9 protein-coding genes are annotated in these 14,642 nt (G+C 69.4%); 1 reads left to right on the forward strand and 8 read right to left on the reverse strand.

Annotated features, from left to right (window positions below; translation table 11 throughout):
- Positions 1–202: 202 nt before the first annotated feature.
- From OG520_RS08835 to OG520_RS08860, 6 genes are all read right to left on the reverse strand, one after another.
- On the reverse strand, positions 203–1,510 hold the full coding sequence (locus OG520_RS08835) for a phosphodiester glycosidase family protein (protein ID WP_406012800.1): 1,308 nt from the start codon (positions 1,508–1,510) through the stop codon (positions 203–205).
- The gene (locus OG520_RS08840; protein WP_406012801.1) at positions 1,507–2,244 is read right to left on the reverse strand and encodes an Ig-like domain-containing protein; all 738 of its coding nucleotides are present in this window, start codon (positions 2,242–2,244) and stop codon (positions 1,507–1,509) included. Before OG520_RS08840 ends, OG520_RS08835 begins: the two co-directional genes overlap by 4 nt.
- On the reverse strand, positions 2,241–3,023 hold the full coding sequence (locus tag OG520_RS08845) for a rhamnogalacturonan acetylesterase (protein ID WP_406012802.1): 783 nt from the start codon (positions 3,021–3,023) through the stop codon (positions 2,241–2,243). The genes OG520_RS08840 and OG520_RS08845 overlap by 4 nt, the downstream gene beginning before the upstream one ends.
- Positions 3,020–7,507: a glycosyltransferase gene (locus OG520_RS08850; protein ID WP_406012803.1), complete on the reverse strand. Its 4,488-nt coding sequence runs from the start codon at positions 7,505–7,507 to the stop codon at positions 3,020–3,022. Before OG520_RS08850 ends, OG520_RS08845 begins: the two co-directional genes overlap by 4 nt.
- The gene (locus tag OG520_RS08855; RefSeq protein WP_406012804.1) at positions 7,504–8,649 is read right to left on the reverse strand and encodes a CDP-alcohol phosphatidyltransferase family protein; all 1,146 of its coding nucleotides are present in this window, start codon (positions 8,647–8,649) and stop codon (positions 7,504–7,506) included. Before OG520_RS08855 ends, OG520_RS08850 begins: the two co-directional genes overlap by 4 nt.
- 248 nt (positions 8,650–8,897) lie before the next feature.
- Positions 8,898–10,490, reverse strand: a complete 1,593-nt coding sequence (locus tag OG520_RS08860; RefSeq protein ID WP_406012805.1) for a hypothetical protein — start codon at positions 10,488–10,490, stop codon at positions 8,898–8,900.
- A gap of 303 nt (positions 10,491–10,793) precedes the next feature.
- Between OG520_RS08860 and OG520_RS08865 the strand changes: the two genes are divergently transcribed.
- Positions 10,794–11,882, forward strand: coding sequence for an LCP family protein (locus tag OG520_RS08865; RefSeq protein WP_266428276.1), 1,089 nt, complete (start codon positions 10,794–10,796; stop codon positions 11,880–11,882).
- A gap of 102 nt (positions 11,883–11,984) precedes the next feature.
- Here OG520_RS08865 and galE read toward each other — a convergent pair whose 3' ends face one another.
- Positions 11,985–12,971, reverse strand: coding sequence for a UDP-glucose 4-epimerase GalE (gene galE, locus OG520_RS08870; protein WP_399329000.1), 987 nt, complete (start codon positions 12,969–12,971; stop codon positions 11,985–11,987).
- A gap of 42 nt (positions 12,972–13,013) precedes the next feature.
- Positions 13,014–14,525: an amino acid permease gene (locus tag OG520_RS08875; RefSeq protein WP_406012806.1), complete on the reverse strand. Its 1,512-nt coding sequence runs from the start codon at positions 14,523–14,525 to the stop codon at positions 13,014–13,016.
- Positions 14,526–14,642 lie beyond the last annotated feature (117 nt).

The raw sequence follows: 14,642 nt of genomic DNA on the forward strand, positions 1-14,642 counted from the left end.
CACCGCCTGGTCGGTGGCGACGGCGGGCCGTACGGAGAACTCTCCGTACGGCCCGTCCGGCGTACGCCCGCAAGGTGCCGTGTCACATGTGCACACGTACGCCCGTGAGGTGCCGTGTCACGTGCGCACACGCATGCCCGCAAGGTGCCGTGTCACATGTGCACTTGTGCGCCGCGCACATGTGCCATGTCACATGTGCGCGTCAGAGCGGCAGGACGACCACCGCATCGCCCACGGCGCGTTCCCGTACCGGTGCTCCCGCCGCGCTCCTGGGCCGGTTGCGGAGCCGTCCGTTCACCACCATCGTGGTGGAGCCTCCGCCGTCGAGGTTCATGGCGTCCCGTGCTCCCAGCGAGCGCATCAGTTCGGCGGACTCTGCCAGGGTCGCCCCGATGCTCACCCCGGGATCACGGCCGTCGACGGTCACCAGGAGGAGTGTGCCGTCGGCCGTGATCCCGGCCAGGGTGCGGGGGTGGCGCTGGGTCAGGGCGGTGGCCGGCACCCCGTTGGCCTCGATGTCGATGTCGACGGTTCCGTCGCGCAGCAGGCGGGGCCCGGCCTGGACGACGGTCGGCCCCTCCCCCGGGATCCGGTGCCCCGTCCCGTCGTACACCCGGGAGGTGATCCGCAGCCGGGTGCCGGTACGGGCGTGGCGGCGCAGCCATGCGGCCCCTTCGCCGATGCCGGTCAGGACGGTGCCGCTCGCGGGTATCGGGCCGCCGCCGGGTGAACGCAGCAGGGCGACGCGGCCGTCGGGCCCGAGCACGGCCTCGGTCGAGCCGGGGCCGGTACGTGCGGTGCCGGTTCCCCATTGCCGCGTGAACAGGACCAGTTCGTCGGGGTCCTCGCACAGTTTGTTGTGGGCAGGAGCGAGCCGCACGCCCCGGGTGCCTCGCAGGACGTCCCCGCCGACACCGCCGCATCCGACGATGCGGCCCGGCATCCGGTTGATCCCGTCGATCCTCCGGCGGGTGCCGTCGGAGGCCACCACACCGCTCACCGACCGGGGTTCGGTGATGCGCCCGACTCCACCACCCTCGCCGAGCACCAGCGCGGTACGGCCGTTGGCCGCTTCGCTGAGCAGCGCGCCGTTCTCCATGTACAGCCCGAGCGGGTCCCCGTCGTACCCGCTGAACACCGCGCTGGTGGCGATGTCGAAGAAGGAGCCGTTGACGGCGGCCACCGCCCGGACACGGTCCGCCATGGCGCGCACGGTCTCCGCCGTGTCGAGCCGGGCTCCGTGGGCCGCGCCCACGCGCACCCGTGCGGACGGCGAGACGGACAGCGCCTGACGGCGCACGGGGCCCGCGGCCGACAGCCAGCCGGTGTGCTGGTGATATGTCACACCCTCGGGCAGTCGGCCGACGGGTTCCGGCGAGCGGGGCGGGGCGGATGCCGGTGCCGTCGTCCGGCTGCCGCCGGTACCGTCCACCGGGTCGCATCCGGCCAGGGCCCAGGCCCCGGTCACGGCTCCCGCGGCTCCCACGGTGAGGAACCGCCGGCGTCTCATCTCGTAAGGGCTCCGGGCAGCAGCCCGGGAGTGCTGGCGACATCACCCGCGTACACGGTCACCTCGGACCAGTTGCGGTGGCCCGCCTGGTTCTCGTAGCAGACGGAGAACCGGTCGTACCCGGCCGCTCCCGGAACCCCTGTGTAGGTGATGCTTCCGTCCGGCACCGCGCTGACCGTGCCGTACTGGGCGAGCCCCACTCCCACGACCCGCAGGCCGGCCCCGGCGGCATCGGGGTCCGGGCCGAGGACCGCGTAGCCGCCGGGCGGAATGGCCAGGCTGCGGCCCGGCACCCAGGCCCGTCTCACCCGGTAGCCCGCGTCGGTGATCTGCGCGGACGACACCAGCTTCTCGCCGGCGTACGACATCACGCCGACGCACACCTTGGGCAGCAGGACCGCGCCTTCCGGTGCGTCGTCGGCGACCTTGAGCACCGCGGTCACGGAGCGTTGTTCGTCTCCGCGGGCGTAGGTCGCGTAACGACCGTTGGGCAGGTGCCCCAGGCCCTGGAGATCGGTCATCGTGGCGTGCTCGGCGGCGATGTCGTCGAATATGTAGCCGTACGCACGGTAGGGCCCGCCGGTGGGCAGCACGCTCAGATGCAGCGCGATCTCCTGGCCGGGCAGGGCCGCCAGCGCCGGGTCCGCGTCGGCGTGCAGTTCCAGGACCGCCGACACGGCGGTGCGTTCGGGGTGCACGACCTGAATGCGCGCCAACAGATACCAGTCGCTCATTCGACCACCTCCAGGGTCCGGATTCTCGTCAGTTCGTCGAACATGCGGTCATCGAGCCATTCGACTCCGTCCTCGGGGAACCGGGCGCGTTCGAGATCGGCGAAGCGGCCGGGCTCCAGCATCGAGCGCTCCCGCATCTCGGCGGCGACGAAGCGCGCGCACTCGATCGCTCCGGCCGCTCTGAGGTGGGTGTTGTCGGCGGCCCCGTCGGGATAGTTGGGATGCTCCCCGGGGTCGAGGTGGAGGAAGATCTCACGCGTTCCCCGGGGTCCCGCCCGGCGCCACCACCGCACGCTCCACTCGTTGAGGTCGATCAACGGTACGCACTTCTCGGCCGCGATCTCCTTCATCGCCAGCGGATAGACACCGAGCAGCCGGCGGAGATTGCCCTGGGCGTCGAAGACCCGGCGCTCATGACTGGTGACCAGGACCGGATGGGCGCCCCGGTCGCGAACGCCGTCCACGCAGCTTCGGAGGAAGCCCTGGTACTCCTTGAAGGGTTCCGTGTAGCGGCCCTCGTCCGGCTTCATGTCGATGAGCCCGAAGGAGAACAGCACCAGATCGCCCGGCCGGGCCGCGCGCAGAATCCAGGCGAGCCTGCCCCGGTCCACGAAACTCCGCGAACTCGCCCCGGCGCGGGCGCAGTTGATGATGTCGGCACCATGGATGAAGAGCGGCAGGGCCTGGCCCCAGCCCGCCATCGGCGCGAAGCTCCGCTGACGGCTGGTCACACTGGAGTCCCCGGCCAGGAACACCCTGCGCATCGCGCACCCCGTCACGCCCACTCCTTGCGGGAGTTCCGGTCGCGGATGTCCTGGCCCGGACCGCTCATGGTCTGCCGGACCGCGGGTGCGTCGGACGTCCGGCTGCTGCCCACGGACGCGTCCAGTGCGTCGATGGCACGGAACACGCGCTCCGAGTTGCCGGTGTCACGGCGGCCGAAGAACGCGTCGACCCGGGCCCGGTACTGCGGCTCCACCGCGAAGTTCCGCTGCACGGTGTCGATGATCTCCCGCACCGTCGAATCGATGTCGCGGCAGACCGGCCCGAACCCGTCCCGCTCGAACTCGTAGTAGCCGCGCTTGTAGTGGTTGCCGTAGAACTCCTCCTCGTCGAACGGCGTGTACACGATGGGCGTGCCCATGTACGCGACGTCGAAGAAGACGGACGAGTAGTCGGTGACCAGCAGGGAGCACTCGCGCATCGCCAGCTGCACATAGCGCCCGTCGCCGGTCACGGTGACCGAGGGGTGGTCGATGCGGAAGTGGTGCAGATACGGGCGGATCTCGTAGTGCGGCATGAACTCCAGGTCCACCCCGCACTGTTCGAGCACGGTCAGCAGTCGCTCGTCGCGCAGGAGGGTGGAGAAGAAGCGGAAGTACTCCGACGCCGCGAACGGGATCTTCGCCTTGGCCGCCTTGTCGTAGGAGGGCGCCACGATGTCCCGCCGCCAGGTGGGCATCAGCAGGATCCTGGGCCGCTCGGAGCGCACCGGCTTCAGCGCGTCGAACCGGGGGAAGCCGGCCGCGGCGACCCGCGCGTAGCCGTAGCCGCAGTGCTCGGCGAAGTAGGACCGCTCGGCCTCACCCACCGTCAGCAGCAGGTCCACGCTGGTCACCTGGTGATGCACGGAGGGTGCCACGTCGTTGTAGGTGACACCGTGCTGGAGGAAGACCCGCCGGTAGTTCAGCAGATCTCCGTAGCCGCGCAGGAAGGAGCTCTTGCTCAGCTCGGGGAAGCCGAGGTAGGCCTCCAGGTCGTACGGGTCGATGAGCCGCTTGGCGTGCAGCAGGTACATCCGGTACCTGCGCGACGTCCGGTCGAGGACGTGCCCGTACGGGGCCACCTTGGCGCGGTCCTTGGCGTCGCCGTCGATGGCGTAGTAGACCTTGCGGCGCGGGTGGTTCTCCCGGATCCAGCGGAACAGGTGGTAGGCGTTGTCCTGCGCCGTGTCGGCCCGTTCGCCGATGATCCAGATGTTCTTGCGGTGCAGTCGCGGATAGCTCAGCAGGTACGCGAGCCGGGTGCGCCATCCCGGGCGGCCGGGCAGCGCGGCCCGTGCCTGGCGCAGCAGATGCCACAGCAGGCCGCGCAGCTTCTGGCCGGCGCCGGTGAAGTACCGCAGGACCACGGAGTCGTCGCCGCGGACGGTGAGCCACAGCCGGTCCTTGCCGATGCGGCGCATGCCCTTGAAGCGGTGCAGCATCAGGCGCGCGCCGACCGGGGCGTCCACGTGGCGGTCGCCGTCGTGGAAGCGCAGGGTCACCGTGAGATCGCGGCCGGAGAGCGGGGCCAGGACCTCGGGGTCCGCCGACGCCCGCCAGCCGCCGTACCAGTCGCGTTCCTTGCGGACGCGCCAGCGGTCGCGCCGGTACACCTGCTCGGCCGGGATGGCGACGGTCCGCTTCCCGTCGGTGCAGATCAGCTCGACCCGGTTGGTGAACAGCTGCCCGATGTCGACGCCGGTCAGGGTGAGCACGCCTTCGAACTGGAGCTCCCCGTCCCGGTGGCGGACGCTTTCGAGCACGGCCCGCTGCCGCTCCACACGCAGCAGCCGGGACTCGACCGGGTCGTTCGCCAGCTGCCGGTACATGCCCTGCTCGTCCAGGCGGACCCGTGGTTCGTACTCGGGGCCGGCGAACGGGTCGCAGAAGAGCCCGAAGTCACGGGTGCGGACGGCGTGGTGCTGCACCCGGGAGACCGGGTGGGTGACGTACTGGAGCAGCAGCTCTTCGGGGATCCTGGAGTAGACGTCGCAGAGCTCGCCGAACACCTCGGCGATCTCCCGCCGGTTCATGATGCGGTGGTAGTTGCGCAGATAGGGCTGGTACGAACGCACCACGAACCGGTGGATCAGCCGGGCCGACGGCGCCTCGATCCGGTCGCCGAAGTCGAGCAGGTACCGGTTGAGCCGGAGCCGTTGCCGGACCTTGACCGGGTCGTTCCAGTCGACGTCGAAGAGCGAGTCGTTCTGCGCGGGGTCGCGGTCGAAGTACACGTAGCGGTCGACCAGGCTGAAGCTCCGGGCGGCCAGCAGCGCCATCACGCTCACCCAGGTCTCGGCGAACGGGCCGCCGTCCGCCGGGCGCAGCCGCTGGGCGTTGAGGAAGGAGACGCGGAAGAGCTTGTTGCCGAGGTCGGTCGAGAAGACCATGTGGGGTGCCTTCCTGACCATGTCGGTCAGGCCCTTCGCACCCTTGCCGAAGTACCGCTTCCACGGCTCGTCGCCATTGCGCCGCGGCCCCGGGAACGTGTCGTAGTTGCCGACGGCCACGTCGACGTCGTGCTGGACGGCGGACTCGGTGAGCTGGCGCAGGCAGTCGGCCCCGAGGATGTCCCGTCCCCGGGCGAACAGCACATAGGGCGCCACGACCCGGGCGAGACCCTGCTGATGCGCGGCTCCGATGCCCTGGGCGGGGATCCGCAGCACGCTCGTGTTGCGGTAGAAGGAGGCGAAGTTGTCCAGCAGCTGGGCCGTGCGGTCGGTGGAGCCGTCGTCGACGAACACGACCTGCGTCTCGGGGAACAGGCTCTGTGCCGCCAGGGAGTGCAGGAACTCGTAGAGGTGGTGCTCGTCGTTGCGGCAGTGCACGACGACGGCCGCACGGTAGGTGCCGGTGTCCGGCAGCGGTGCGGGATCCTCGCTCCCCGCCCACCAGTGCCAGGGAGTGCCCCGGCGGGTGTCCAGCTCGGTGCGCTCGCTCGTCTCGGGCCGCAGGGCGACATTGCCGCTGACCGTCTGGTACATCTCGTACGGCCCGAGGGGGCCGTCGTAGCGCTCGCGGCCGATGTCGACGCCGTGGACCGCCAGTGTCGTCGTCGCCCGCTCGCCCGCGTGCCGTACCTGGACGAAGAGGTTCCAGACCCCGTCGCCGGTGGCCGCGCCGATGCTGGAGGCGAGGTCGAGGACCGACTGGTAGTGGACCCGGTGGTCGTCCGTCTCGATCGCGTTCACCGGGAAGACGTGGTCGCTCTTGGTGCTGCGCAGGCGCAGCACGGCCTTGAGCTCCACCTTGCCGCCCGAGGAGAACCGTCCGAGCTGGTTGAGTATGTGTCCCGAGATGTGGAGTTCGCTGCCCCTGATCTCCACCTCGGTGGCCTGGTTGAACAGGCGGGCCTCGCCGAGCGGCTTGTCCAGGAGGTCGAGGTCGGTGACATCGAGGAAACGTTTCGCCTCGGGAAGACGCAGCAGCGACTCGGACCAGTAGACACGTCCGTCGTGCTCGACGAGGTCGGAGCTGAGCACGCTGCGACGCTGCGCGTAGTCGGAGACGGACAGCGCGAGATCCACCCGCTCGTGGATGAGGCAGAAGGCCCGCACGCGCTCCATGACGCCGCACAGCTCGTAGACGGAGAGGTCCAGCGACCGCAGATACGGCGCGACGGCGGCGGCGAAGCCCTGGCGGTACCGCTCGTCGCCGGAGCGCAGCTCGCGGGCGTACAGATGCAGGTCGTGGGAGAGGAACTTCACCGCCTTGTGGGCGAGCAGCTCGTGCTCCCCGACCTGCCGCAGGAAGGAATCGGTGTACTGGTGGACGGCGACCCGGTCCTGGATGCTGCGCAGCTCGCCGCGGCGGTTGGTGATGGAGGGCGCCGCGGATTCCCGCTCCCACATCCAGCGGTACACGGGGGCGGTGAGGAAGGTGATCGAGCGGGCCCGGTAGTTGGCGAGCGTCGAGAAGTAGGTGTCCTCGTAGTACACGCCCTCGGGGAATCGGACGCCGTTGTTGTGGAGGAAGTCCAGCCGGTACAGCTTGCCGGCCGCGATCGGGTCGTCGAAGAGCTGCGGCAGTGCGCGCAGCCCCGCCACGGTGCGCTCCGCGGTGTACAGCTGGGGCTGCCAGACGGTGGTCTCCTCGGTGTTGAGGTTGACCCGCACCGTCCGGCCCGCGGTGACGTCCGAGCCGGTGTTCACCGCCGAGGCGAGCAGTTCCTCACAGGCCTTGAGCGGCAGTTCGTCGTCCGCGTCGAGGAACATGACGTACTGCCCGGCGGCGGCCATGATGCCGTTGTTGCGCGGGGCGCCGACCCCGCCGCTGTTCTGCGGGCGCTCCATGATCCGTACGCGGCTGTCGCGGGCGGCGAACTCCCTGGCCACGCCGAGGGTCCCGTCGCCGGACGCGTCGTCGACGACAATGACCTCGATGTTCCGGTGCGTCTGGGCGAGCGCCGATCGCAGGGCCCGGCCGAGGGTCGCGCTCGCGTTGAGGGCGGGGACGACGATCGAGACCAGATAGGCCGACGGGTCGACAGGGGCACTCATCGTACGGAACCTTCGTTCTCCACCCAGTAGGGCAGCGCCCTCAGCTGCTGCGTCTCCGTGTCCTGGGCGTGCTGCGGATAGGGCTGCGGGTAGGGCCGGAAGCCCAGATCGTCGTCCTGTTCGGGGACGGGAAAGTGCTGGACCAGAACGGCATCGCGGTCCTCGTCGAGTTCGGCCGCGCGTCGGTGACGGCCGCGGTGGAGGTTCTCGGCGATGGTGCCGGCCGTGGACGGTGCGGGGGCGAGCTTCTCCATGAGCCGGGTGAAGTCCCGGGTGGAGAGCCAGAACTTGTACATGATCACAAGCTCGAAGAGGCCCAGCGCCAGGGCGGATATCGCGGTGGTCCACAGGATCTGCCCGATCAGCGGCGCCACGATGAAGATGAACATCTGGAACTCGATGCCGCTGATGAGGTGCGGCCTGATCCGGCTGCGCAGCAGGGCCTGGCGGAATCGGGTGTACCAGGGGAAGCGGTGCCGGAACTGGGCGTGCAGGTCGACGACATCGCCGCTCTGCTGCTTGAGCACCTCGGCCTCGACGCCGGGGTTCTCCCTCAGCAGGTCCTCGATGAAGACCACCTTGGGCCCCTGCTCGGGCTCGACGGCGTCCCGTGCTTCCGGCTTCGCCCGCTGCTCCTCGGCCGCCTTGCGTTCCAGGGTGACCTTTTCGATCTTCATGCGCATGGACATGCGCATCTTGTAGATCTGGAGGGCGTCGACGTACCGGAGCATGTCCAGGAAGACGACGGCCAGGGCGGCGAGCAGGTAGAGCTCGTTGTGGGTGCGCAGGTACTGGCCGCCCATGAGGGCGAGTGCGCAGAAGAGCACCCTGATGCGGTCGAAGACGTAGTCGAGCCAGCCGCCGAAGACGGTGCCGTTGCCCTTGAGCCGGGCGAGCTTGCCGTCGATGCAGTCGAGGATGAAGCTCAGGTGGTAGAGGCCTGCCCCGACGGCGAGGGACCAGGCGTCACCCTTGAGGAAGAAGTAGGCGGAGCCGAGGCCGACGAAGAGCGCGCTCCAGGTGACCCGGTTCGGGGTGATGAACTTGAACTTGGCCATCCCGATCAGCATCCGGGTGGCCACGGGATCGACCAGCAGGACCGTCCACCAGGCGTCCCGCTTCTTGCACGTCAGCTTCTGCACGGCTCGTAGTGACAGCTTCCCCATGACCCCTCGCTCTGGCATACCGATGAGCAACACGGCCCCAGCGGTTTGCACGAACACGCGTGATCAAGGGGGCTTTCACCTCATGTGCACGTACGGTTCACCTTTGAGCCGTATGTGGTTCCCATAAAGGCAAGGCCAGACCCTAACAAAGTCAAAGTTAATCCGAAACTGTCAAACCTTGCACCAATCGCAGCCATGCCACGAAATGGGGGCGTATACCCCATTTATGAGCCGATGGTGGTCCATGAGCTGAACGCCAGACCGCTCGCGCCCGGCTCCTGACGCGCGATCCGCAACCGGCCGTCGGTCGCCACCACGGCGATCACCGCCCGCCCCTGCCCGTCGATGACCACCGCGGGAGGGACCATCGAGGACTCGCCCGCGTCGAACCACCACACGCCGGTCTCGGGCCGGCCGTCCTGATGGGCGCCCACGGCACACGTCCCGTCGGGCCCCGACCTCACCAGCACCGTGCAGCCCCAGCCCTGGATGTCCACACCGGCGACCCCGGCGACCGGGCCCTCGCCATCCGGGCCGCCGAGGCTGACCGGCGCGGCGCCCGGCATCCCGACGCACACCTCGTTGCTCCCCGCGTACCGGTAGCGGATCGCGCCCGCCTCGGGGGCCGCCGAGAGTGTGCCGGGGTACGGGCTCACGGAGGTGGCGGTGTCCTGGGTCCAGGCCTCGTCCGGAGTCTCGCGGTGCCAGCGCACGGCGACCGCGGAATCCCGGCCCCTCGCCCACACCTCGGCACCGCTCCGGCCGGTCACGGCCGCCAGCTCGTCGGCCGCGCTGACCCCGCGCAGATGCTGCCAGGCGCTCCACTTCCCGTCCGGCGCCTGACGTCGGGTGCTGACCCCGTGGCCGAAGTTCCGCACGAAGATGTGCAGATGGCCCTTGGCGTCGAAGACCGCCGAGGGGAAGCCGACCTCGCGCGCCTTGCGCCGGTCGTTGGCGTTCGGATTGCCGGCCGAGTGCCACGGGCCGATGGGGCGTCCGGTCTGGTACTGGGTCGCGTGGACGACCTCGACGTGCTCCGCGCCGTCCGCGCCCTTCCTGCGGCGGAGACCGATCAGGTGCACATAGCCGAAGGCGTCCTGCACGACCGTGAGGCCGGGCAGCAGCGCGGGCCCGTCCAGCAGCTCGGGACCGCTCCAGCCACCGGCGCCGGGCGCCTGTTCCGTCCAGCGGATCACGCCCGCCGCCGAGGGGAGGTACGCCGAGAGCCGCCCGTCCCTGCCCCTGGTGATCCAGTGGGAGGGCCGGGGGTAGCGCGTGCACGCCGCCGCACCCAGTCGCGGATCGGTACCGGCCCGGTGGCAGTCCACGAAGACCGGGACCCCGCTCTCCAGCTGGTACTTGCGCGCCGCCGCGACCGTGGCACGCGCCACGCTGCCCCGCAGCGGGGGCTCGGCCAGCACGGGCCGCTTGGCCTCGGCGTCGAAGGAGACGTGCGCCGGATCCGGGTCGAGGGTGCGCACCCGCAGCGGACGCAGTTCACGCAGGGCGTCGAGCACGAGGGGTGTGATCTTTCCCACCTCGGCGTCGAGGACCCAGGGCTCGCGGTCCACCCGTACACCGCGGCTCCCGCAGTCCGTCACCGCCCGCTCGAACGCCGCCCGTTCGTCCGCCGTGCCCGGCTGGGCGCAGACCACGTCGACGGTCGAACCGCTGCGCTCCGCCGCCAGCAGAGCGGGGGCATCTCCGGGCGTCGCGACCACAATCGCGACGGTTCCGGGACGGGGCGTGTGCCGCTCCCCCGTGCTCTGAGGCGTCACCTTGCCGCGCCCCCCGCGGCGCTCCCCTCTGCGTGCCATGCGCCCGACGATCCCCTCTGAAGTGGAACCGGGACTCCAGATCCCTCCCGGCTTCCAAGAAGATATGCACTCTCCCTTCCGCTCGGGAAATCTGTCTATAGTGCTCCAGCGTCCGATCCATCAAGAAATGTGCGGCCATTGCGCCCGCCGTGACACCCGCTCAGCGTGCGCCCCACGAGCCGCGAGCGGATCTTCCGTACGACCCCCTTCTGTGACTCCTGCAGTCGCACGGCACAGGAGGGTCCGACTCGCCTCGGTGGTCCCCCACTGACCCAGGGGCCCAGACGATGACGAGCTGTGTGAATGTCTGACGACTCCGATCTGCCTTCCCGTCGCAAGCCCAAGAGCCGCAGGGGCCGCAAGGTCCGTACGCGTGGTCAGCGCATCCGGCGCGGCGTGCTCGTCACCCTGCTGGTGCTCGTACTGGCCGGTGGCGGAACCCTGTACTGGCTGTACAGCAGGCTCGACGGAAACATCACGGGCGTCGACATCGACAAGGCGCTCGGGGACAACCGTCCTCAGAAACTCCCCACCAGCGGCCAGAACCTGCTCGTCCTCGGTTCCGACTCGCGGGCCGGTGCGGAGAACAAGGAGCTGGGCGGTGGCGGCGACGTCAGCGGCGCGCGCTCCGACACCGCGATGGTGGTGCACATACCCGAGGGCCGGAGCAGGGCCGTCGCCGTCTCCATACCGCGCGACACCCTCGTGACCCGGCCCGAGTGCGTCAAGACCGACGGCTCGGCGGTGTCCTCGGCGAACCGCGTGATGTTCAACTCCGTCTACTCCCAGGTCGGCCCGGCCTGTGTGGTCAAGACCGTGGAGAAGATGTCCGGGGTCCGCATCGATCACTACCTGGAGATCAACTTCGCCGGGTTCAAGGACCTCGTCGACGCCATAGGCGGCGTCACCGTGGAGGTCGAGAAGCCCATTCACGACAAGTCGTCGGGGCTCGACCTGTCCGCGGGATCGCACAAGCTCGACGGCACCCAGTCCCTCGCCTACGTCCGGACCCGGCACGGCATCGGCGACGGCAGCGACCTCGGCCGCATCGGCCTCCAGCAGCAGTTCCTGCTGGCCCTGCTGAGCGAGGTCAAGTCCCAGGATCTGCTGAGCAGTCCGACGAAGTCCTACAAGGTGGCGAGTTCCGCGACGAAGTCGCTGACCACCGACTCGGGGCTGGCCTCGCTCAAGTCCCTGGCGGAGTTCGCCCGTTCGATGAACGGCGTCGACCCGGGCTCGATGGAGACCATCATGCTCCCGGTGGCGTACGACAAGCAGGACCCGAACCGTGTGGTGGCTGCCGAGCCCCAGGCCGGTGACCTGTGGAAGGCGATCCGCAAGGACGGCACCATTCCCGAGTCGGCCAAGAAGTCGCCGGCGACCGGGGGCTGACGCACCGTCCGCTCGCGGACCGGTGACAAGTGACAGGTGACATGGCGATGCCCCGGGAACACGTCCCGGGGCATCGTCGTGCTTCAGGTGGTGCCTGCCGCGTCAGCGCCGCGCCTCGGGGTGGTACAGGCACCAGCCCTCCCAGGCCGATGCGACCATCTCGCGCACGTCGTGCCGCGCGGTCCAGTTCAGTTCGGTGCGCATGCGGTCGGCGGAGGCCACCACCCTGGCCGGGTCCCCGGCCCTGCGGGGCAGCACGGTCGGCTCGGCGTCGGGTCCGTATCCGGTGACCTCGCCGATCAGCGCGATCATCTCGCGCACCGAAACACCTTCGCCCCGGCCGATGTTCACCGTCAGGTCGGTGCCGTCGCCGCGTGCTCCCAGTGCCCGCGCCACGGCGACGTGCGCCGAGGCGAGGTCGTCGACGTGGATGAAGTCGCGGACGCACGTGCCGTCCGGGGTGGCGTAGTCGTCGCCGAAGATCATCGGCGCGTGGCCCTGCGTGAGCTTCTCGAAAACCATGGGGATGAGATTGAAGACCCCGGTGTCGGCGAGCTGCGCGGTGGCCGCGCCCGCGACGTTGAAGTACCGCAGGGAGGCCGTCGCCATGCCGTGCGCGGCGCCCGCCGCGCGGACCATCCACTCGCCCGCCAGCTTCGTCTCGCCGTACGGATTGATCGGGGCGCACGGTGTGCTCTCGGTGACCAGGTCCACGTCCGGCAGGCCGTAGACGGCGGCCGACGAGGAGAACAGGAAGCGGCGCGCGCCCGCGGCGGTGACCGCCTCCAGCAGGGTCTGCAGCCCGTGCACGTTCTCCCGGTAGTAGTGGAGCGGGAGGGCGACGGATTCGGCGACCTGCTTCTTGGCCGCCAGGTGCACGACGCCCTCGATGCCGAATTCCGCGAGGGTCCGGTCCAGCATGTCCCGGTCGAGGGTCGAGCCCTTGACGAAGGGCGCCCCGGCGGGGACCCGGGCCGGGTCACCGGTCGACAGGTCGTCGTACACCACCGCCTGCTCGCCGGCTTCGAGCATCGCCCGTACGACGTGTGCCCCGATGAAACCCGCACCACCCGTGATCAGCCAAGTCATACGGTCATACTAGCCGCGGTCCCGGACATGCCGGATGAGCGTTCACTGGTCGGATACCTGCTGGTTGATCCTGCTGTGCCCACGCCCGTAAGCGAAGTAGATGATCACGCCGATGGCCATCCAGACGGCGAAACGCAGCCAGGTCTCCGCCGGAAGATTGAGCATCAGCCACACCGACGCGGCCACCGAGAGGATCGGGAGCAGCGGTACCCACGGGGTGCGGAAGGCCCGGTGGAGATCGGGGCGGGTGCGGCGCAGCACCATCACGCCCAGGGCGACCACGACGAACGCGAAGAGTGTGCCGATGTTCACCAGCGTCGCCAGCTCGTTGATGCTGGTGAAACCGGCGACGATCGCGATGATCACGCCGAGCAGGATGGTCGGGCGGTACGGGGTGCCGAACTTCGGGTGCGTCTTGGAGAAGAACCGCGGGAGCAGTCCGTCACGGCTCATCGCGAAGAAGACCCGGGTCTGTCCCAGCAGCAGGATCAGGCAGACGGTGGTGAGGCCGATCGCGGCTCCGAAGCTGATGAGTCCGGCGTACACGGGATGGCCGACGGCCTTGAAGGCATCGGCCAGCGGGGCCTCCACCGACAGCTCGGTGTAGTGCTCCATACCCGTGACCACCAGCGATACGGCGACATAGAGCACGGTGCAGATGAAGAGCGAGGCGAGGATGCCACGTGGCATGTCACGTTGCGGAAGCTTCGTCTCCTCGGCGGCGGTGGCCACCACGTCGAAACCGATGAAGGCGAAGAAGACGACGGAGGCGGCGGTGAAGATGCCCATGACGCCGAAGTTGGTGGGCGCGTAACCGAACATCAGCTGGACCAGCGGTGCGGTCAGTCCGGAACCCGAGGTCTGCGGCTGTGCCTCGGGGATGAACGGCGAGTAGTTGGCGGCCTTCACGAAGAACAGTCCGGCGATGATCACGATCAGGACCACCGCGACCTTGATGGCGACCACGACGGTCGTGACCCGGGCGGACAGCTTCATGCCGAGCACCAGCACCACGGTCAGGACGAGCACCAGGGCGAAGGCCAGGATGTCGAAGCCGAATCCTTTCGCCACATCCGTTCCGGAGAGCGCATCGGGCATGTGCCAGCCGAAGTTGTCCAGCAGCGAGCGGACGTAGCCGGACCAGCCGACCGCCACCACCGCCGTGCCCAGCGCGAATTCCAGCACCAGGTCCCAGCCGATGATCCAGGCGACCAGTTCGCCGAGCGAGGCGTACGAGAACGTGTAGGCGGAGCCGGCGACCGGGACGGTGGAGGCGAACTCGGCGTAGCAGAGCGCCGCCAGCGCGCAGACGACGGCCGCGACCACGAAGGCGAGGGCGGTGGCGGGACCCGCCGTCTCCTTGGCCACCTTGCCGGTGAGGACGAAGATGCCGGTGCCGATGATGACGCCCACTCCGAAAACCGTGAGGTCCAGGGCGGAGAGGGACTTCCTGAGAGCGTGCTCCGGCTCCTCGGTGTCGCGGATGGACTGCTCGACCGTCTTGGTCCTGAACAGTCCGTCACTGCTGGGTGGTGTGTCCTGCTGGGCGGTCACCGGCGTACCTCCACGCACTCGTCGTGTACGCCATGATTGGGACCGCACCGGCGGCGCAGGCCCCCGCACCGGGCGATTTCACGCGAATGGGCCGGTCGGACCACCCGTACAGGGTGA

Origin of the sequence: Streptomyces sp. NBC_00984 (assembly GCF_045162475.1) — a bacterium.
Classification (GTDB): Bacteria; Actinomycetota; Actinomycetes; order Streptomycetales; family Streptomycetaceae; genus Streptomyces.